General features: G+C 61.0%; 17 protein-coding genes. 9 read left to right on the forward strand and 8 right to left on the reverse strand.

Features of this window, described 5'->3' with window-relative positions; translation table 11 throughout:
- Nucleotides 1–281 precede the first annotated feature (281 nt).
- A complete protein-coding gene (gene fumC / locus AC1DWF_RS07930; RefSeq protein WP_476788891.1) occupies nt 282–1679 on the reverse strand; it encodes a class II fumarate hydratase in 1398 nt (465 codons plus the stop codon).
- Between the two features lie 181 nt (nt 1680–1860).
- Nucleotides 1861–2040, reverse strand: coding sequence for a CsbD family protein (locus AC1DWF_RS07935; protein ID WP_476786076.1), 180 nt, complete (start codon nt 2038–2040; stop codon nt 1861–1863).
- Nucleotides 2041–2155: 115 nt separating this feature from the next.
- On the opposite strand from AC1DWF_RS07935, the gene AC1DWF_RS07940 reads away from it, so the two are divergent.
- A complete protein-coding gene (locus AC1DWF_RS07940; protein WP_476788890.1) occupies nt 2156–3601 on the forward strand; it encodes a patatin-like phospholipase family protein in 1446 nt (481 codons plus the stop codon).
- Nucleotides 3602–3813: 212 nt separating this feature from the next.
- Here AC1DWF_RS07940 and AC1DWF_RS07945 read toward each other — a convergent pair whose 3' ends face one another.
- Entirely contained in the window at nt 3814–4170 is a 357-nt protein-coding gene (locus AC1DWF_RS07945; RefSeq protein ID WP_476788904.1) for a DUF4406 domain-containing protein, read from the reverse strand.
- A gap of 121 nt (nt 4171–4291) precedes the next feature.
- Here AC1DWF_RS07945 and AC1DWF_RS07950 point away from each other — a divergent pair, with 121 nt between their 5' ends.
- Nucleotides 4292–5053: a DeoR/GlpR family DNA-binding transcription regulator gene (locus AC1DWF_RS07950; protein ID WP_476786074.1), complete on the forward strand. Its 762-nt coding sequence runs from the start codon at nt 4292–4294 to the stop codon at nt 5051–5053.
- 88 nt (nt 5054–5141) lie between these two features.
- On the opposite strand, the gene groL is transcribed toward AC1DWF_RS07950, so the two are convergent.
- The 3 genes from groL to AC1DWF_RS07965 form a co-directional block, all read right to left on the reverse strand.
- Complete coding sequence (gene groL / locus AC1DWF_RS07955; RefSeq protein ID WP_476841577.1) at nt 5142–6791, reverse strand: chaperonin GroEL; 1650 nt, start codon at nt 6789–6791, stop codon at nt 5142–5144.
- 62 nt (nt 6792–6853) lie between these two features.
- Nucleotides 6854–7150, reverse strand: a complete 297-nt coding sequence (gene groES, locus AC1DWF_RS07960; protein ID WP_476841578.1) for a co-chaperone GroES — start codon at nt 7148–7150, stop codon at nt 6854–6856.
- Between the two features lie 159 nt (nt 7151–7309).
- Nucleotides 7310–7924, reverse strand: a complete 615-nt coding sequence (locus AC1DWF_RS07965; protein ID WP_476788888.1) for a DsbA family protein — start codon at nt 7922–7924, stop codon at nt 7310–7312.
- Between the two features lie 162 nt (nt 7925–8086).
- On the opposite strand from AC1DWF_RS07965, the gene AC1DWF_RS07970 reads away from it, so the two are divergent.
- The 3 genes from AC1DWF_RS07970 to AC1DWF_RS07980 all read left to right on the forward strand — a co-directional run bounded on the left by AC1DWF_RS07970 (nt 8087) and on the right by AC1DWF_RS07980 (nt 11365).
- Nucleotides 8087–8557 carry a MarR family winged helix-turn-helix transcriptional regulator gene (locus tag AC1DWF_RS07970; protein WP_476786876.1) on the forward strand — a complete coding sequence of 157 codons (471 nt, stop codon included), beginning with the start codon at nt 8087–8089 and terminating at the stop codon, nt 8555–8557.
- Nucleotides 8554–9702, forward strand: a complete 1149-nt coding sequence (locus AC1DWF_RS07975; protein ID WP_476788887.1) for an HlyD family secretion protein — start codon at nt 8554–8556, stop codon at nt 9700–9702. Before AC1DWF_RS07970 ends, AC1DWF_RS07975 begins: the two co-directional genes overlap by 4 nt.
- Before the next feature lie 124 nt (nt 9703–9826).
- A complete protein-coding gene (locus AC1DWF_RS07980; protein WP_476782966.1) occupies nt 9827–11365 on the forward strand; it encodes a DHA2 family efflux MFS transporter permease subunit in 1539 nt (512 codons plus the stop codon).
- 63 nt (nt 11366–11428) lie between these two features.
- Here the strand turns inward: AC1DWF_RS07980 and AC1DWF_RS07985 are convergent, their stop codons facing one another.
- Nucleotides 11429–13288, reverse strand: a complete 1860-nt coding sequence (locus tag AC1DWF_RS07985; protein ID WP_476841579.1) for a pilus assembly protein TadG-related protein — start codon at nt 13286–13288, stop codon at nt 11429–11431.
- 270 nt (nt 13289–13558) lie between these two features.
- Here AC1DWF_RS07985 and AC1DWF_RS07990 point away from each other — a divergent pair, with 270 nt between their 5' ends.
- Complete coding sequence (locus AC1DWF_RS07990) at nt 13559–14422, forward strand: TIGR01459 family HAD-type hydrolase (RefSeq protein WP_476782968.1); 864 nt, start codon at nt 13559–13561, stop codon at nt 14420–14422.
- 8 nt (nt 14423–14430) lie between these two features.
- A complete protein-coding gene (locus AC1DWF_RS07995) occupies nt 14431–15414 on the forward strand; it encodes a bifunctional riboflavin kinase/FAD synthetase (RefSeq protein WP_476782969.1) in 984 nt (327 codons plus the stop codon).
- Here the strand turns inward: AC1DWF_RS07995 and AC1DWF_RS08000 are convergent.
- Entirely contained in the window at nt 15411–15956 is a 546-nt protein-coding gene (locus AC1DWF_RS08000) for an HdeD family acid-resistance protein (protein ID WP_476782970.1), read from the reverse strand. The two genes, AC1DWF_RS07995 and AC1DWF_RS08000, sit on opposite strands and share 4 nt — an antisense overlap.
- Before the next feature lie 216 nt (nt 15957–16172).
- Between AC1DWF_RS08000 and AC1DWF_RS08005 the strand changes: the two genes are divergently transcribed.
- Nucleotides 16173–16976, forward strand: a complete 804-nt coding sequence (locus AC1DWF_RS08005; protein ID WP_476782977.1) for a MipA/OmpV family protein — start codon at nt 16173–16175, stop codon at nt 16974–16976.
- Between the two features lie 234 nt (nt 16977–17210).
- Nucleotides 17211–20132: an isoleucine--tRNA ligase gene (gene ileS, locus AC1DWF_RS08010; protein ID WP_476782971.1), complete on the forward strand. Its 2922-nt coding sequence runs from the start codon at nt 17211–17213 to the stop codon at nt 20130–20132.
- Nucleotides 20133–20213: the final 81 nt, after the last annotated feature.

The following is a 20213-nucleotide window of genomic DNA, read 5'->3' on the forward strand; positions in this document are numbered from 1 at the left end:
GCTTGGCGAAGCCGGCGAGGATGAAGATGATCGACAGCAGGACGCGGCCTGCAAGGATGAGGGCCGAAGCGTTACCGCTGACGGCCTTTTCGGAAGCGATGGAAGCATTGGACATTGGGGTGAGGCTCCGTTGAAATTCGATGCCCCACACCTAATGGATTTCGACTGTTCACTAAAGGTGCGAATGTGTCGACAGATCGTTCACAGTTGGAATGATTTTGCGTTAAAGCGCCGCGCGTCCATTAGGAGGCGCAGCGCTCTAAACGTAAGAAAACTGGCAATCAACCCGGATGGGTCATGTCCTCCGGGCGCACGATCCGGTCGTAGTCTTCGCCCGAAACCAGTCCGGTCGCCAAGGCTTCCTCGCGCAGCGTGGTGCCGTTCTTATGCGCGGTCTTGGCGATCTTGGCAGCGTTGTCGTAGCCGATGGTGGGGGCGAGTGCCGTCACCAGCATCAGCGAACGGTCGAGTGCTGCCTTGATGTTGTCTTCGCGTGCTTCGATGCCGACGACGCAATTGTCGGTGAAGGAAACAGCCGCGTCGGCCAGCAGCTGCACCGACTGCAGGAAGTTGTAGGCCATGACCGGGTTGTAGACGTTGAGCTCGAAATGGCCCTGGCTGCCGGCGAAGGTTAGCGTGGCGTTGTTGCCGAACACCTGCGCGCAGACCTGTGTCAGCGCTTCGCACTGGGTCGGATTGACCTTGCCCGGCATGATCGACGAGCCCGGTTCGTTTTCAGGCAGCGACAACTCGCCGAGACCCGAGCGCGGGCCCGAGCCGAGGAAACGGATATCGTTGGCGATCTTGAACAGTGCTGCCGCGGTCGCGTTGATGGCGCCGTGGCTGAAGACCATCGAATCGTGAGCGGCGAGTGCTTCGAACTTGTTGGGTGCGGTGACGAAGGCGAGACCGGTGATGGCGGCGATCTGCTCGGCAACCTTTTCGGCAAAGCCAATCGGGGCGTTGAGGCCGGTTCCGACGGCGGTGCCGCCCTGGGCGAGTTCCTGGAGACCGGGCAGGGTCAGTTCGATGCGCTTGATCGACGAGGCGACCTGGGCGGCATAACCGCCGAATTCCTGGCCCAGAGTCAGCGGCGTCGCATCCTGGGTGTGGGTGCGGCCAATCTTGATGATGTGGTTGAATTCCTTGGCCTTCTTGTCCAGAGCGGCGTGCAGGCGCTTCAAGGCCGGCAGCAAGTCATGGACGATGCGCTCGGCGCAGGCGATGTGCATGGCGGTGGGATAGGTGTCGTTCGACGACTGGCTCATATTGACGTGGTCATTGGGGTGGACCGGCTTCTTCGAGCCCATCTCGCCGCCCAGCATCTCGATGGCGCGGTTCGAGATCACCTCATTGGCGTTCATGTTCGACTGCGTGCCCGAGCCGGTCTGCCAGACGACCAGCGGGAAATGGTCGTTGAGCTTGCCGTCGATGACTTCCTGCGCGGCAGCCACCACTGTTTCGCCGATCTTGGGATCGAGGCGGCCAAGCGCCATGTTGGCTTCGGCGCAGGCGCGTTTGACTATGCCGAGCGCGCGCACGACCGACAGCGGCTGCTTTTCCCAGCCGATCTTGAAATTGCCCAGCGAACGTTGCGCCTGCGCCCCCCAATAGCGGTCGGCGGCGACCTCGATCGGTCCGAAGGTGTCGGTCTCGGTTCTGGTCTTCTGGGCTGTCACGATCTGTCTCCGCAAAATGTCGTTGCGGGCATCGGCCTATCGCGTTGCACACAAGGCTTCAAGCGGAGATTGGCGACGAGTAAGAACCTAATCGGTTCAGCTTGGATGTCGTGTGAAGTTCGACGCTCCTGGCATGAGAAAAGGCGGCCGAAGCCGCCTCGTTTCCCGCAAGAACTTGTGGTCAAAGCGCCTTCTTGATCTTTTCCTTGGTGTCGCCATAGGCCTTCTGCACCTTGCCGGCGACCTTCTCGGCGGTGCCTTTGGCCTGGGTTTCCCTGTCGCCTGTGGCCTTGCCGGCCGCTTCCTTGACGGAGCCGGCAATCTGTTTGCCGACACCCTTGACCTGATCCTTGTTCACCATTTCGCATCTCCTGTGGCTTATGCGCGGGATCAACGTGCGGGACGCCGAGGGGTTCCCCTGTTGCGGTGTTTCGATATAGCTGGCGGGCTGGTCGGTTCAGAAGTCGGGGGAATGGATGCGGTGGGCAGTTAGTGTAGCGTTAGCCGCGAGCCTTGCTTTGGCCGGCTGTGCGGCCGGCGATGTCGGTCCGATCAACACGCTCACCTCGCAGGTCGGCCAGTCCTCGCCGGAATTCATCCCGGAGCCGGGCGATGATGGCTCGACGGTGGTGGGGCTTGCCTTTTCCGGAGGTGGCATGCGGGCCGCTGCTTTCGCTTATGGCGTGTTGCGCGAACTCGACGACACCATCATCGACGAGCAACCGGCAACGCGCAGCCTCGCCGATAGCATCCGCATGATTTCGGGCGCGTCGGGCGGTGCGGTCGCCGCTTCATATTTTGGCTACAGGGGAAGGGACGACTACCGCGATTTCCGTGAACGGTTTCTGATCCGGGACGCTGAAGCCTATCTCAGGAAATCAAGAATATCGCCGCTCAATCTTGCGCGCGCGCTCAACGGCGGCGTCAACGACCGCAACAGTTTCGCCAAATGGCTCGACGACAACCTCTTCGATGGTGCGACCTACGCGAGTTTGCGACGCTCCGACGCTCCGATCGTCTGGATAAACGCCTCCGATATCTACAATCGCACGCCGTTCCTGTTCACCTACGATACGTTCGCCGCCCTGTGCAGCGATCTCGACAAGGTCCGCCTTGCCGATGCCGTTGCCGCGTCGGCCGCTGTTCCAGTCATCTTTGCGCCGGTGGTCATCTCCGCAACCAGCCCGAAATGCGGATACAGCAAGCCTGAGTGGCTAAGCCGCGCGCTTGCCGATGCCGACGCCTCAATCCGTCTTAAGGCCTATGCCGGCGCCTTGAAGGCCTATCAAGAAGCTGACCGCCTCGACTATGTGAAACTGCTTGATGGCGGACTGACCGATAATCTCGGCATCACCGGCTTCACCATCGAGCGCTCGTCAGCTGGCACACCCTATGGACCGCTGTCGCCGGCGGCGGCCGTAAAGCTGCGGACGCTACTGTTCCTTGTTGCCGACGCTGGCCGCGACCAGGAGGTGGATTGGGGTGAACGGATAGAAGGTCCCAGGTTGGCCAACCTTCTCGAAGCCGCGACCAATACTTCTTTTTCGGCCTCGGTTCGCGATCAGCTGGATGCGCTGAAATTCGCCGTCAGTGAGTGGCGTGGCGAACTCATCCGCTATCGCTGCAGCCTGCCGGCTGAGGCCGTCAGGCGCCTCCGCGGTTCGCTGGCAGGCTGGGATTGCCGCGACGTGCGCCTGGTGGTCGAGCATCTGTCGTTTTCGGATCTTGATGGCTCGGCGCAAGCCGAGCTCAACCGCGTTCCGACCCGACTGAAACTGCCGATCGATCAGGTCGACCTTACCATCGCGGCAGGGCGCGAGACACTTAGGGTCAATGATCGGTTTCAGGAGGCCGTTGCCGACATCCGCCGCCACGCCGGCGTGTTGGACGCCCTGCAAATCGCATCTCGCGGCGCGAACTGACCGGCTCGGCGGCTGCAGGAGAGCATGAATCAGAACGCCTCCGGCACTCGTTAAAAGTGCTGGAGGCGTCCTAGATGTCCTTTGGTATTCCTTTTGGATTGCTCCATCCAGACGTGCCTCGGACCTGCATGAAACGACCATCGCCGCAAAAGGTTCCATCTCGTTGCGATTTATTTTGAGAAAATTTTCGCGACGAAAAAGGATGCCTGTCCTCACGCCAGCCCGGGCACTTCAGACAGGTCGTAATAGATCTTGAGGCCGCGTTCCAAGGCCAGCCGCACATCCTCATCCGCGCCTTTGGAGGCGCCTGGCAAGCGCAGGACGGCATCGCAATGGCGCAATAGCCGGTCGGCGACCGGGTAGGCGAATTCGTCATAGAGCGGATCGCCAGCCCCTTTCGAGCCGACCTGCCGCCCGAGYGGAAGTGCCACCCATTCACCGATCATCGGGATGTGGCCGGCGCGAAACAGCGGAACGGCGACGCTTTCGAGGCGGTTCAGATTTTCCTCCATCTTGATGGGGTCGTCGCCGGTGCCGGAACGATAGGGGCCGGCGATCAAGATGAGTATTGGTTTCGTAACAGTGTTCATGAGGTGTCCTGAAATTGTACGAATCTGCACGAAATTGATATAGCTTCGTGCGGTATCATGCAATATCGTGTGACATTACCGACCTGATGGAATTGCAAAAGTGCTCACAAGCCAACGAAAACGCCTGATCCTCGACCTTCTTGCCAAGGACGGGCAGGTGGTCGCCAAGCATCTCAGCCACCAACTGGAGTTGTCGGAAGACACGATCAGGCGCGATCTCAGGGAGCTCGCGGCGGAAGGATTGCTGTTGCGGGTGCATGGCGGCGCGATGCCGGTGTCGCCAACGGTGGTTTCGATCGGCGAACGCCGAACCATGGCGATGGACGCCAAGTCGGCGCTCGGCAAGGCAGGGGCGGCGATGATCAGGGATGGCATGTCGGTGGTGTTCGATGGTGGCACCTCGAACCTGGAGATCATCCGTCACCTCCCGGTCGCGGCCCGCTTCACGGCAATCACCCACAGCCCGACCGTCGCGGTAGCACTTGAGGACAAACCGCAAGTGGAGGCGGTGATCATCGGCGGGAAACTGTTCCGTCACTCGATGGTAGCAGTTGGAGCATTGGCGGCCGAAGCGATATCGCGCATCCGTGCCGATCTGTTTTTCCTCGGCGTCACCGGCGTCCATGTGACGGAAGGGTTGACCACGGGCGATATGGAGGAGGCGGCGATCAAGCGGCAGCTCGTATCCTGCTCCGCCGAAACTGTCGTGCTTGCGACAAGCGACAAGCTAGGTGCCGTGTCGCCATTTCAGGTTGGCGGTCTCAATGACATCGCCACATTGATCGTCGACGGCAAGGCAGCGCAAGACCGTATCGCGGCGTTCTCTCACGCTGGCATTTCGGTCATGCGCGCCGAGTATTGATCATCCTCGCAGGTCGTAGAGAAGCGCAGCGCAACGAAAAAGGGCGCCCGAAGGCGCCCTTTCCCTAAACTCGAGCCAGGTGGCTGGATTAGAAATCCATGCCGCCCATACCGCCCATGCCGCCCATGCCGCCAGGCATGCCGCCGCCAGCCGATTCCTTCTTCGGAGTTTCGGCGATCATGGCTTCGGTGGTGACGAGCAGGCCGGCAACCGAGGCTGCGTCCTGAAGTGCGGTGCGGACAACCTTGACGGGGTCGACGATGCCCATGGCGATCATGTCGCCATACTCGTCGGTCGCGGCGTTGTAGCCGAAGGTAGCCCCCTTGTTGTCAAGGATCTTGCCGGCGACGATCGAAGCTTCAGCACCTGCGTTCGAAGCGATCTGGCGGGCCGGAGCCTGCAGAGCGCGACGGACGATGTTGATGCCTGCTGCCTGATCGGCGTTGATGCCGGTGGCGGTGATTGCCTGGGTGGCGCGCAGGAGAGCGACGCCGCCGCCAGCCACGATGCCTTCTTCGACGGCAGCGCGGGTTGCGTTCAGCGCGTCATCGACGCGGTCCTTCTTTTCCTTGACTTCCACTTCGGTCGCACCGCCGACGCGGATCACGGCAACACCGCCGGCGAGCTTCGCCAGACGTTCCTGCAGCTTCTCCTTGTCGTAGTCCGACGTGGTCTCTTCGATCTGCTGCTTGATCTGGGCGACGCGGCCCTCGATCTCAGGCTTCTTGCCGGCGCCGTCGATGATGGTGGTGTTCTCCTTGGAGATCGACACCTTCTTGGCGCGGCCGAGCATGTCCAGCGTGACGTTCTCGAGCTTGATGCCGAGGTCTTCGGAGATGACCTGGCCACCGGTGAGGATGGCGATGTCTTCCAGCATGGCCTTGCGGCGATCACCGAAGCCCGGCGCCTTGACGGCAGCGATCTTCAGGCCGCCACGCAGCTTGTTGACGACCAGCGTTGCAAGAGCTTCGCCTTCGACGTCCTCGGAGATGATGACGAGCGGCTTCGAGGTCTGAACGACAGCCTCGAGGATCGGCAGCATGGCCTGCAGGTTGCCGAGCTTCTTCTCGTGGAGAAGAATGTAGGCGTCTTCCAGCTCGGCAATCATCTTGTCGGGGTTGGTGACGAAGTAGGGCGAGAGGTAGCCGCGGTCGAACTGCATGCCTTCGACGACTTCGAGTTCGGTCTCGGCGGTCTTGGCCTCCTCGACGGTGATGACGCCCTCATTGCCGACCTTCTGCATCGCTTCCGCGATCATCTGGCCGATCGAGGCTTCGCCGTTGGCCGAAATCGTGCCGACCTGGGCGACTTCMTCGGAGGTCTTGATCTTCTTGGCGCTCTTGACGAGGTGTGCGACGACTTCGCTGACAGCCAGGTCGATGCCGCGCTTCAGGTCCATCGGGTTCATGCCGGCGGCAACGGCCTTGTGGCCTTCCTGAACGATAGCCTGTGCGAGAACGGTCGCGGTCGTGGTGCCGTCGCCGGCCTTATCGTTGGTCTTCGAAGCAACTTCGCGGACCATCTGAGCGCCCATGTTCTCGAACTTGTCTTCAAGCTCGATTTCCTTGGCGACGGAAACGCCGTCCTTGGTGATGCGCGGGGCGCCGAACGACTTGTCGATGACGACGTTGCGGCCCTTGGGGCCGAGCGTGACCTTCACAGCGTCGGCGAGGATGTTGACACCGCGCAGCATGCGCTCGCGGGCGTCGCGGGAAAATACTACTTGTTTAGCAGCCATGTTTTAGCTCCTGGGCTGAATGCCCGTTACTTCTGATGTGGTTGCGAACTAATTTCGACGGTTCAGCCGATGATGCCCATAATGTCGGATTCCTTCATGATCAGMAGSTCTTCGCCATTGAGCTTCACTTCGGTGCCGGACCACTTGCCGAACAGAACGCGGTCGCCCGCCTTGACGTCCAACGCAATGATCTTGCCAGCTTCGTCGCGGGCACCGGAACCGACGGCGACGATTTCGCCTTCCTGCGGCTTTTCCTTGGCCGTATCGGGGATGATGATCCCGCCGGCGGTCTTGGACTCGGATTCGACGCGGCGAACAACCACGCGGTCATGCAGCGGGCGGAACTTCGACTTTGTCATTTGAATTTCCTCGGTGAACTGTTGAGAACGTTCCTCGGTCCGGGCTGGCCGGACTTGGTTAGCACTCACTTCAGGAGAGTGCTAACGTGCCGGTGAGATAGGCCGTCGCCCTTTTACTGTCAAGGGAACGACATCCACATGACAGCGAGATTCGTGGGTTTATACCCGAGCCTGGGCAATGGCTTTGCGGAAGTCGTCAGCCGTCATGCCGCGCTTGTACAGCGCCTTGCCGATCAGGAAGCCGGGCGTGCCCCGGAGCTGGAAGGCTGTAGCCTGGGCGTGGCTGCGCGCAAGCAGGCCGACGAAGATGTCTCGACGCGTGTCGAGCTCGCTGCGGGCTTGCGCGACATCGACGCCGATATCGCCCAGAAGGTCGGCGGTGCTGCGAAACGTCAGGCGGTCATGGGTGGTCATCAAAGTGCGGACGGCGTCGGCGTAGCGGCCCTGGCTGTGAGAAGCCAGCGTCAGCAAAGCCGCGTTGCGCGATACTTCGCCGAAGATCGGCCAGTCGCGCAAGAGAACGCGGATGTTGCCGTCCTCAGCCATGACCTTTGAGAGTTCGATGAAACTCACCTTGCAGTAGGGGCACTGGTAGTCGGTGAATTCCACAACAGTGACGTTGCCGTCCGGATTGCCGAGCACCGGTATGTCCGGGTCGAAGGCCACTTCGTCCACGCTCGGCATTGGATTGGCCCAAAGCGGCATGGGCGCTATCACGCTCAGGCCAGCAATGCCCTTGAGAATATGACGCCTGTTTGGCGACCGGTCCCGCATGCAATCGATCCTGTTTATGTCTGGGGCCTTCCTAAACGATGAGCGGCCATGATTGACAGCGGCCTGATCGTCGCGCGTGCGCACTATAGTGTGAACGTAAAATCATGGTGCAGTGCAAAATCCCCGCTTGAATGGTGAGCATGCTTATAATATATGCCGCTCATGAAAAATGAAGGCATCGAAAGGCTGGGTTTCCTCATCCACGACGCGGCACGGTTGATGCGTCGCAACTTTGAGCAGCGCGGCAGCGAATTTGGGCTGTCGGCGGCGCAATGGCGACTGCTTGTCAGGCTGGTCAAGGAAGAGGGTGTGGCGCAGGCGCGTCTTGCCGAACTTCTCGAAATCGAGCCGATCAGCGTGTCGCGACTGCTGGACCGGATGGAGGAGGGCGGCTGGATCGAGCGCCGTCAAGGCAATGCGGATAGGCGTGTGCGCATGATCTTTCCGACCGACAAGGCGCTTGAGGCCTTTTCCAAGGTCAAGGCAGTTGCCGGCGAGGTCTACGAGCGGGCGCTGAGCGGACTTACTCCCGAAGAGCGGCTCGCCACGGTCCATGGCCTGCGCACCATAGTCGACAACCTTTCCGCGGGCGAACCCGCCAATGTGAATTGTTTGAGAGAGACGACAAAATGAACGCGGTGGCGAAAGTGAACGAAAACAGCCTAAAGCTCGAACTCGAGAGCCCAGCGGCAGCCCAGCTCCAGCCCGCATTGGCGGCACCAGCGCCGGCTCCCAAGAGGCGTGGCCGCTTTGTGCTGATGGCGGCGTTGCCGCTGGCCCTGGTTGTCGGAGGCGGTTATTTCTACGTGACCGGCGGCCGTTACCAGGAAACCGAAAACGCCAATCTGCGTCAGGCCAGGATGATCATCGCCTCGGAGGCGGCCGGCCGCATCATCAAGGTTGATGTCGCCGACAACACCACGGTGAAGGCCGGCGACCTTCTGTTTGAGGTCGATCCCGAGCCCTACAGGATCGCTTTGGCGCAGGCCGATGCCGCGCTCGCCGGTGCACGTCTCAATGTCGAGCAGCTTCGCGCCGCCTACAGCCAGGCAGTCGCGCAGGAGCGGGTCGCGGCCAGCGGGCTCGATTATGCCCAGGCGCAGTTCGACCGCAGCAACGATCTGGTCACCAAGGGCGTGAATACCAAGTCTTCGCTGGACGAGGCCCGCATGGAACTCGACAAGGCCCAGCAGCAGCACAGCGCTGCCGTGCAGGGCATCGTCAGCGCCAAGGCGGCACTCGGTGGCAATCCGGACATCGAGACCGACAAGCACCCGACAGTGCTGGCGGCACTCGCCGCGCGTGACAATGCAGCCTTCAACCTGGCGCAGACATCGGTTCGCGCGCCTGCCGACGGTGTGGTCTCGCAGGCCGCATCCTTCAAGGTCGGTCAGTTCGTGAGTGCAGGTACTGCGCTGTTCAGCCTGGTCGAGACCGGCGACACCTGGGTCGAAGCGAATTTCAAGGAAACGCAGCTCACCCATATGAAGCCAGGCCAGGAAGCCGATATTGTGCTCGACACCTATCCCGACCGTACCTTCCGCGGCACGGTGGAAGCGATCGGCGCCGGCACTGGCGCGGAGTTCTCATTGCTGCCGGCACAAAACGCCACCGGCAACTGGGTCAAGGTCACGCAGCGCATCCCTGTACGGGTCAAGGTCGACACCGCCGACGCTGGCTTGGCGATGCGCACCGGCATGAGCGCCACGGTGTCGATCGACACCGGCAAGTCCCGCGGCTTTGGCAGCATCTTCGGCCACGCGGTGGCCGCGGAATAATCCGCGCCACAGCGGCGCGCTTAAAGTCCCGGACTGATCCGGCCGTCTAAGCGGCCGGCCCTCCGATTTTTCGGGTCGCCGCCTGACGACCGCAGGTCCCAAGTTGGTCGCAAGAGTTGGTCGAATGAGCCAGTCAGCCACTAAGTCACTTACTGAGGTGCCGCATCGCGGCCTGATCACCATCGCCATCATGCTGGCGACGGTGATGCAGGTGCTCGACACCACCATCGCCAACGTTGCGTTGCCCTCGATGGTCGGCGACCTCGGCGCATCCCAAGACACCATCAACTGGGTGCTGACGTCCTACATCGTCGCCGCTGCCATCATGACGCCGCTCACCGGCTGGCTGTCGGACCGCTTCGGCCGCAAGGAACTGTTCCTCGTTTCCGTCGTCGGCTTCACTATCATGTCGATGCTCTGCGGTGTTGCCTGGAGCCTCGAGTCGATGGTGCTGTTCCGCCTGCTTCAAGGCGTGTTCGGCGCGGCGATCGTGCCGCTGAGCCAGACCTTCCTGCTCGACATCAATCCCAAGGAACGCCACGGCCAGGCCATGGCCATGTGGGGTGCCGGCATCATGGTCGGGCCGATCATCGGCCCGACGCTCGGCGGCTGGCTGACTGAAAGCTTCAACTGGCGTTGGGTGTTCTTCATCAACCTGCCGGTGGGCATCGTCGCTTTCCTGGGCTCAGCCGCCTATTTGCCCACTATCGTCAAGCGCCTGCGCGGCTTCGATTTCTTCGGTTTTGCCATGCTGTCGCTTGGCGTCGGCGCGCTCCAGCTCATGCTCGACCGCGGCGGCGAGGTCGACTGGTTTTCGGCGGCCGAGATATGGATCGAGCTCGGACTCGCCATAACCGGTTTCTGGGTCTTCGCCGTGCATATGGCGACCTCCGAACACACGTTTTTGGACCCGAAGATATTCACCGACCGCAATTTCGTGACCGGTCTGGTGTTCATCTTCGTCATCGGCGTCATCCTGCTGGCTAGCCTTGCGCTTCTGCCGCCGATGCTGACGCGCATCTACGGCTATCCGACCATCACCACCGGCCTGGTCATGGCGCCGCGCGGCGTCGGCACCATGGTCTCGATGCTGCTTGTCGGGCGATTGGTGCGTCTGGTCGATAACCGCTATCTGGTTGTCGCCGGCCTGCTGCTGACGGCGCTCTCGCTCTATTACATGACAGGCTTCACGCCGCAGATGGATGCTTTCCTGATCATCTCGACAGGCGTGATCCAGGGGCTGGGGCTCGGCCTGGTGTTCGTGCCGTTGTCGACTGTGGCGTTCGCGACGCTTGCGCCGCGTCACCGCACCGATGCGGCGAGCCTGTTCAGCCTCGTTCGCAATATCGGATCGTCGATCGGCATTTCGATTGTCTCTGTGCTGTTGACCCGCAACATCCAGATCAACCATGCGGAACTGTCAACGAACATCACAGCGTTCAACCCCAACCTCATGGCTGTGTCGCCCGGTGCGGCAGCGGGGGACCCGTTGGCGCTGACGCAGATCGATGGGATGGTCAATATCCAGTCACTGATGATCTCTTACATCGACGACTTCAAGCTGATGATGATCGTCTCGCTCTGTGCCATCCCGCTGGCACTGCTGCTGCGCAAGCCGACGGCTCAACCGGTCGGCGGTGCACCCGCCGCACACATGGACTGACAAGAAAAAGGCGCCCATCCGCGAGGAGGGCGCTTTTTTCAGTCCGTTGGCAGGCGATTTTCGTCAACCAACGATGCGCAGGTTGGACAGTTCGTCCGCGATTTTCTTGAAAGTTTCAACCAGGTCGCCGCTGGTCGTGTTGAAGAACAGCTTTTCCGGCTTGCCGCTTGCGTCCTTGCGGAAGCGCGACTCCGAAGCGCAGGATTTCAGGCCTTCGATCTGGGCTGCGGTCGCTTTTTTTTCGGCCGCTGTGCCTTTTGTCGGATCGAGATCGAGCGCAACCGTCATGACGATGATGCCGCCTTTGTCTTTTGCGTTCGTACATGTGGTTGCCATGTGGTTGTTCATGGCGACGGTGTAGTTGGCCTCCGTGTGCTGGGTCTTGTCGAAGCCGGTTGTTGGCTGAGCCATAAACAGCCTGGTATCCGAGCCACCAATAGGCGCCTGTCCAGCATACCCGTACGCAGAGTAGCTCGATTTGCTTCCAGCCAGGTCGGTCACGCCGAAGAAACTCAAGGGATAGTAAGTGTTCGCGCCGTCGGTCAAAACGATGACCACCTTGTCATTGCCTTTTTCGGTTTCCGGTCGTCCGCCGGTAAATGGGGGCCCGCTCGACAATACACGCCAACCCCAGGCCAGGCCTTCCGGAACGTTGGTCGCTCCGCTTGATGCCATGGCGGTGATTGCCGCCTTTATGGCGGTAACGCCTGCCGGTTTGGAAACGTCGGTCAATGGCGTGATTGGCTTGGTCGTGCAGCTGTAGTGCGGTCCCTCACCACTCTTGACCGTAGCGCCATAGCTCTGGATGACGTTGTAGTATTTGGCGAGGTCGCGCTGCCTGGCAGCGGCGTTTGCCGATGTGTAGTTGTTGGTGGGGGTCGTGTTATCGGACCACCAGCTGTTCAAAGCATTGTCGTTGTTGGTTTTATCCCACTCATCCGGTGCAAACATCGGCACGAAATAGGTTTCCGGATGCGAGGGGGTCGGTGCGGTGTCGAGCATATTGTACGGTGCAGGCCGGGATTCTACGCAGCCCTGCCAGATGGTGTAGGCCTTGGTCTGGGTTTTATTGGAATTCGAATAGACTTTCATGTCGTCGTAGAGCGTAAAGCGCGTGAAAATATCGTTTTCATTCGCGCCCCAGCCTTTGCCCGTCTTGCGGACATATTCGCCTACGCGTTCGATTTTCTTGTTGGTTCCAATAGTTACAGGCAAGGTGAAGTTCTCGTGKTGAACTGGCGATACACCCGTCGCGTCCATCCAAGTTTCCTTGTAGTTGCCAGCTCCGACATTGACCGATGCCGCGAATGGCACGACGGCGAACTGCACCGGATTGACGACCTGCTTCATCTGCTCGGCCTGAAGTGAGAGCGTATCGACAAGTTGTGCCGCCGCCTCTTTGAGCAGCGTCATGCGCTTTTTACCGGTACCGGAGCCGATATAATCCATCGACCCGGAATTATCGAGGACGAGTGCGACTTCGAGCGTGTTCTTGAGGCGGATCTCGGATTTTGCTGAAAAATCGATCTGCGTTGAGCCGGAACCCTTGCCGAGCAGGGCGGCGGCGACAGGGACAAAATACGGGTCGTATTTGAGCGCTGCTTCGAGCTTCAGGGTGCCGCCGCCGCTAGTGTTATTTGGCAGGGTGATGGTAAGTGTCGTATTGGCCGGCTTTACGTGGCCCAGATTTGCCTCGAAAAAACTCTTCGCATAAGCCTTGGCCTGATCGTCGGTTACGCCTTCGACAATTCGTCGCGCGGTTGCGATGCCCGCCGCGTCAAGTGCGTTGCGCGTTGCCTCGCGTTCTCGCGATATCTCGGCGTAGTCTATGGCGAGGGCTAGCGCGCCCATGATCGGTACCATCGCAGCCACCGTCATGATGGCGTAGTTGCCGCGTTCGTCCTTCAGGAATTTGCGGATCATGCAATTGGCCCCCAAGCTCAAGCTAATAAAGTCACGCAAAACCATGAAATTGCGGTTCCCGAGCAGCCGAGAAAATTCAGCCCCGGCTTAGCCTGTCGTTTACCATACGAGCGCTGCTGCACGGTTTGCAGCCGCTGGCGGGAGCAGTTTGCACCGCCGCTGTGGCTGCATCAGGCGAAAGCTGGTGACAGGACGGGCCGGTTCGGATAATTCCGGGCTGCTTGGCCGACCGGCCAATCTCTCCCGTTGGGATCGATCGAAGGACAGACAATGGCGGGCTTGCCTCAATCAATCGCGTCGCTCGAAGCGCTGACCGGCCGCTATTCGGCCCTGCTGTGCGACGTCTGGGGTGTTATCCATAACGGCGTTGAGGCATTTGCGGAAGCAGCCGCAGCCCTTCAGGCGGCGCGCGAGAAGGGTGTGGCGGTGGTGCTGATCACCAACGCGCCGCGTCCGCGCGATGGCGTCATCGCCCAACTCGCCAACCTCGGTGTGCCCACATCCGCCTGGGACCAGGTTGTCACATCTGGCGATGTCACTCGCGAGCTGATCCGCTCGGGCCCGCGCCGCGTCTTCCATATCGGCCCCGATCGCGACTACCCGCTCTATGATGGCCTCGACGTCGACCTGGTCGAGGAGTTCGAGGCATCGACAGTGGTTTGTACCGGGCTCTTTGATGACGAGACCGAGACGCCCGACGACTATGCTGAGATGTTGCGCAGGCTACGCACGCGCAACCTGCCGTTCATCTGCGCCAACCCCGATATCGTGGTCGAGCGCGGCCACGAATTGATCTGGTGCGCCGGCGCCCTTGCCCGCGACTATGGCCTGCTCGGCGGCCGCACGCTGGTTTCCGGCAAGCCGCATCGTCCGATCTACGAGGCGGCACTCGCCGCTGCCGGCGAAGTGCTCGGCCGCGAGGTTGACAGATCGGAGGCGCTCGCCATCGGCGACGGCATGTTCACCGACGTCAAGGGTGCTGCCGATAACGGCATCGATGTGCTCTACGTCTCCGGTGGCATCCACGCCCGCGACTATGGCGAGCATGCACACATGCCAGATCCGGCCAAGCTTGCCGCCTTCCTCGACAAGCACGGTTATGCACCAGTGGCCACCATTCCGAAACTTCGGTAGGCAAGGTGATGGAACAGGGCTTTATCCGCGTTTCAGGCGAGGAAGCCGTGCCGGCGTCGCTGCGTGGCGGTGTCGTTGCCATTGGCAATTTCGACGGCATCCATCGTGGCCATCTCGCGGTATTGGAACGCGCTCTGGAAGAGGCGCGTCGGCACAATGTGCCGGCACTCGTGCTGACCTTTGAGCCGCACCCGCGCAAAGTGTTCCGCCCCGACATTCCGCTGTTCGTGCTGACGCCGCCCCATGTTAAGGCGCGGCTTCTTGAGGCGCTCGGCTTCGCAGCCGTGATAGAGCGGCCGTTCACGCGGGAGTTTTCCAGCCTTTCAGCCGAGGACTTCGTCACCGCCATCTTGGAGCAGCAGCTCGGCATCAGCCATGTGGTGACCGGTTTCGATTTCCATTTCGGCAAGAACCGGCAAGGCGGCCCAGCCTTCCTTATGGCGGCGGGTGAACGACACGGATTTGGCGTGACCCTGGTCGACGCGTTTCGCGACGAGGGTGCCGAGATCATCTCCTCGAGCCGCATCCGCGAGCTGCTTGCTGCGGGAGAAGCGGCCGAAGCCGCGGGCTTGCTTGGCTATCGCTACACGGTCGAAGCCGAGGTAGTGGGCGGCGCGAAGCTTGGCCGTACGCTGGGATTTCCGACCGCCAACATGCGGCTCTCGCCCGAAACGGGACTGAAGGAGGGCATCTATGCCGTCCGCTTCCGCCGTGCCGACGGCACATTGTTTGACGGCGTGGCAAGTTTTGGCCGGCGCCCGACCGTGAACGACAATGGCGCGCCGTTGCTCGAGACTTTCGTCTTCGACTTTTCCGGCGATCTCTATGGCGAGGTCGCGTCCGTTTCGCTGTTCGGCTATCTCAGGGGCGAAGTGAAGTTCGACGGCCTTGACCCTCTGGTTACCCAGATGAAACAGGACGAAGCCGAGGCGAGGGCGCTGCTCTCTGGCGTGCGCCCTCTCTCGGAACTTGACCAGGCTATCGCCTTTTAAGCAACCTTCCTGAGGCCCAGGCCAAAGGCGATGTAGGTGATGCCCTGGACGATAAGGTCAACGGCGAGGAAGATGCCGAGGATAAACAGGCTGTTTACCGGCCAGCCGGCCGCAATGACTAGGCCGGCAAGCACGGTGATGACCCCGGAGAACACAACCCAGCCCCAGCCTTCGAGCCCCTTGCTCGTGAAGCCGATCCAGATACGCATGACACCCGACGCGATCAGGCTGATCGCCAGAAACAGTGTCAGGATTGCTGTCGTGAGCAACGGATTGGTGAAAGCCAGGTAGCCGGCGACGACATAGAGGATGCCGCTCAGCAGCCACCAGAAGAACGTGCCCCAGGTCTTCACGCCGAAAGCGTGCACGATTTCGATCACACCGGCCACGATCATCAGCGTTCCGACGAAAAGCACCGATGCGGCGGTCGCGACCATAAGGTTACCTGCGGCGATGATGCCCAAGGCAAGCACAAGTACGCCAAGTGCTACGAACCAGCCCCATTTGGAGCGCACTTGCGGCAATTGTTCTGAAATAGCCATCGAACCCGTCTCCTTGAAATGATCAGTCCTCAATAAGAGTGGCACTGTGCCCATCTTGGAGGCTAGCCTCGGCAACCGAGTCGGTCCAGTGGCGGGCGGTCGGGGCAGAGAAATAAACGTTTGTGGCAGCATGCGAATTTAATTCAAATTTTACGCTGTTGGCATCAAACCCAAAACGTTCCTGGCGATTGGGTTTGTGGCGTACGCGGGGTTGTGATGACGTCTATTGGTCGTATTTCGGTAATGGCCTCGGCGCTTGCCCTGGCGAGCGGTCCGGCAATGGCAGGCGAGGGTGCCTTCGGTTGGCTGTCGGGCGACTGGTATCTGACGCTCGGTGCTACCGGCATGGTCCGTCCAAGCTTCGAAGGCTCGAAGGAATACATGCTGAGTGCTCTGCCGCTCGTGTCGCTCGGCAAGGCTGGCCCGGAGTTGCGCTATTCCTCGCGAAACGACAACATTTCGCTTGCGATGATCGATGACGGCGTCGTTCGCGCCGGTATCGCCGGAAAAATCAATTTTGGCCGCGATGCCAAAGATGAATTGCAGGGACTGGATGACATCCCCTGGGGCGGCGAACTCGGCGGTTTCTTCGAATTCTATCCCACCGACTGGCTGCGGGCACGCGCCGAGCTGCGCCATGGCATCAGGTCGCACAACGGTTTCGTTGCCGACATCGCGCTGGACGCGTACCGCGATGTCACGCCGAACATCCGACTTTCGGGCGGGCCTCGCGTTTCGTTCGCGTCGGCCGACTATTTTGAAACCTATTATGGCGTGAACGCGCAGCAATCGGCCGCATCCGGTCTTGGCCAGTATGATCCTGGCAGTGGCATCAATTCGGTTGGCATCGGTGGCGCGATCGGCTGGAAGGCTACCGATAATGTCACCGCGAGCCTGTTCACCGAGTACTCCAGGCTGATGGGACCGGCAGCGGATTCCACCATCGTCAAGGAGCGTGGGTCGCGCGATCAGGTGACGGTTGGTGTCTCGACCAGCTACCGGTTCGACTTCAACCTTTGATCTCAAGCGAATTAGGCGCTTTATTCCGCGCGGCACCTCCGCTAAAAGCGCGGCCATGAGATTTTTCGCGCCCGTCTTCGCGACTGCGATACGAATTACTGGCCCGGCCTTCCGGGTGGCCTAAGGCTGTCCGCAAGTCCGGGACTTTTTGCCTGCGCGCCGCATGGCGCCTTTCCAGATCATGACAGTTGAACGCCCGTGGCAACTTTGCCGGGCAAGACGATGGCAAGACAGATGACCGATACGTCCGAAAAGATCGACTATTCCAAGACCCTCTATTTGCCGCAGACGGAGTTTCCGATGCGCGCCGGCCTGCCCGAGAAGGAGCCGGTGACGGTTGCCCGCTGGCAGAAGATGGGGCTGTACAAGCGCCTGCGCGAAACCGCTGCTGGCCGTGAAAAATACGTGCTGCATGACGGTCCGCCCTATGCCAACGGCAACATTCATATCGGCCATGCGCTGAACAAGATCCTCAAGGACGTGATCACCCGCTCGTTCCAGATGCGCGGCTATGACTCCAATTACGTGCCGGGCTGGGACTGCCACGGCCTGCCGATCGAGTGGAAGATCGAGGAGAAGTACCGCGCTGCCGGCAAGAACAAGGACGAGGTCGAGATCAACGAGTTCCGCAAGGAATGTCGTGAATTCGCCGCCGGCTGGATCGGTGTGCAGGGTGCCGAGTTCCAGCGCCTGGGCGTTGTCGGCGATTTCGACAATCCCTACACGACGATGAACTTCCACGCCGAAGCGCGCATCGCCGGCGAGCTGTTGAAGTTCGCCATGTCGGGCCAGCTTTACCGTGGCTCCAAGCCGGTCATGTGGTCGGTGGTCGAGCGCACGGCGCTGGCCGAAGCCGAGGTCGAGTATCAGGATTACGAGAGCGACACGATCTGGGTGAAATTCCCGGTCGCGACCGGCTCGGACACGCTGACTGGCGTCCATGTCGTCATCTGGACGACGACGCCCTGGACCATCCCCGGCAACCGCGCGGTCAACTATTCGCCGCGCATCGGCTATGGCCTGTATGAGGTCACAGCGGCTGAGAACGATTTTGGCCCACAGCCGGGCGAAAGGCTGATCTTTGCCGAAGCACTCGCCGAAGAGGCCGCGGCCAAGGCCAAGGTCACGTTGAATCTGCTTCGCAGCGTGTCGGGCGAAGAGCTTGGAAAGCTTGTGCTTTTGCATCCGCTTGAAGGCCTGGGCGGCGGTTATGAATTCCCCGTGCCGATGCTTGCCGGCGACCACGTCACCGACGACGCCGGCACCGGCTTCGTGCACACCGCGCCCGGCCACGGCCGCGAGGATTTCGACGCGTGGATGGACGCGGTAGCCGAACTGGAGAAGCGCGGCATCAACCCGGCGATCCCCTTCACTGTCGACGATGCCGGCTTCCTTACCAAGGACGCACCGGGCTTCGGTCCCGATCGTGAGGGTGGGGCAGTCCGCGTCATCGACGATCACGGCAAGAAGGGCGACGCCAACAAGGCAGTCATCGACGAGCTGATCAAGCGCAACGCACTGTTCGCGCGCGGCAGGCTCAAGCACAGCTATCCGCATAGCTGGCGTTCGAAGAAGCCGATCATCTTCCGCAACACGCCGCAGTGGTTTGTCTACATGGACAGGCAGCTTGGCGACGGCACGACGCTGCGCAGCCGCGCGCTGCAAGCCATTGATGACACACGCTTTGTGCCGGCTGCCGGTCAGACGCGTCTGCGCGCAATGATCGAGGATCGTCCGGACTGGGTACTGTCGCGTCAGCGCGCCTGGGGCGTGCCGATCGCCATCTTCGCCGATGCCGACGGCAATGTGCTGAAGGACGAGGCGGTCAATGCCCGTATCGTCAAGGCCTTTGAAAAAGAAGGTGCCGACGCCTGGTTCGCCCAAGGTGCGCGCGAGCGCTTCCTGGGCTCCCGCGCCAACGAGGCGTGGAAGCAGGTGATGGACATCCTCGACGTCTGGTTCGACTCGGGCTCGACGCATGCGTTTACGCTCGAAGACCGTCCCGATCTGAAGTGGCCTGCCGACGTCTATCTCGAAGGCTCCGACCAGCACCGTGGCTGGTTCCACTCCTCGCTGCTCGAGAGCTGCGGCACGCGTGGCCGTGCGCCCTACAAGGCGGTCGTCACCCATGGTTTCACCATGGACGAGGAAGGCCGCAAGATGTCGAAGTCGCTCGGCAACACGGTCGTTCCACAGGACGTGCTGAAGCAGTCGGGCGCCGATATCCTGCGCCTGTGGGTGATGACCACCGATTATTGGGAAGACCAGCGCCTTGGCAAGAACGTGCTGCAGACCAATATCGATGCCTACCGCAAGCTGCGCAACACCATGCGCTGGATGCTCGGCACGCTCGCCCATGATAACGGCGAAGAGGTCGCACTTGCCGAGATGCCGGAGCTGGAGCGGCTGATGCTGCACAGGCTTGCCGAGCTCGATGCGCTGGTGCGCAAGGGCTATGACGACTTTGAGTTCAAGCGTATCACGCGTGCATTGATCGACTTCATGGGCGTTGAGCTGTCGGCCTTCTACTTCGACATCCGCAAGGACGTGCTCTATTGCGATGCCCCGTCGAGCACCCGCCGCAAGGCAGCCGTGCATGTCGTGCGCGAGCTGTTCAACTGCCTGGTGAAGTGGCTGGCGCCGATGCTGCCTTTCACCACCGAAGAGGCATGGCTGGAGCGCAACCCGCAGGCTGTGTCGGTGCATCTCGAGCAGTTCCCGGAAGTGCCTGCAGCCTGGCGCGACGAAGCCCTGGCCGAAAAGTGGCACAAGATCCGTCAGGTTCGCAGCGTTGTCACCGGAGCGTTGGAGCTGGAGCGGGCCAAGAAGACCATCGGCTCGTCTCTGGAAGCGGTTCCCGTCGTCTACATGAACGACGCGCTGCTCGAAGAGGCCCTGTCGGGTATCGACCTGGCCGAGATCAGCATCACCAGCGATCTTGTCATTTCCCATGAAGACCTCCCGGTCGATTCCTTCGCATTGCGCGAGGTTCCGGGCATAGCGGTCGTTGTGGAGAAGGCGGAAGGCCGCGGGCTTATCAAGTGCGCGCGCTCCTGGCGCTACACAAGCGATGTCGGCTCGGACGCTGCTTTCGCCGATGTGTCCGCCCGTGACGCCGCGGCACTGCACGAACTGCAGGCGCTGGGTCGCCTGTGATCGGTTGCTGAAATGCAACGACCGGCCTGAGATCTCCGGCCGGTCGTTGCCCTTGACGGCTCATTAAGGTAAAAGCGCGAA

The sequence above is a fragment of the Aminobacter sp. P4_D5 genome (assembly GCF_056401815.1).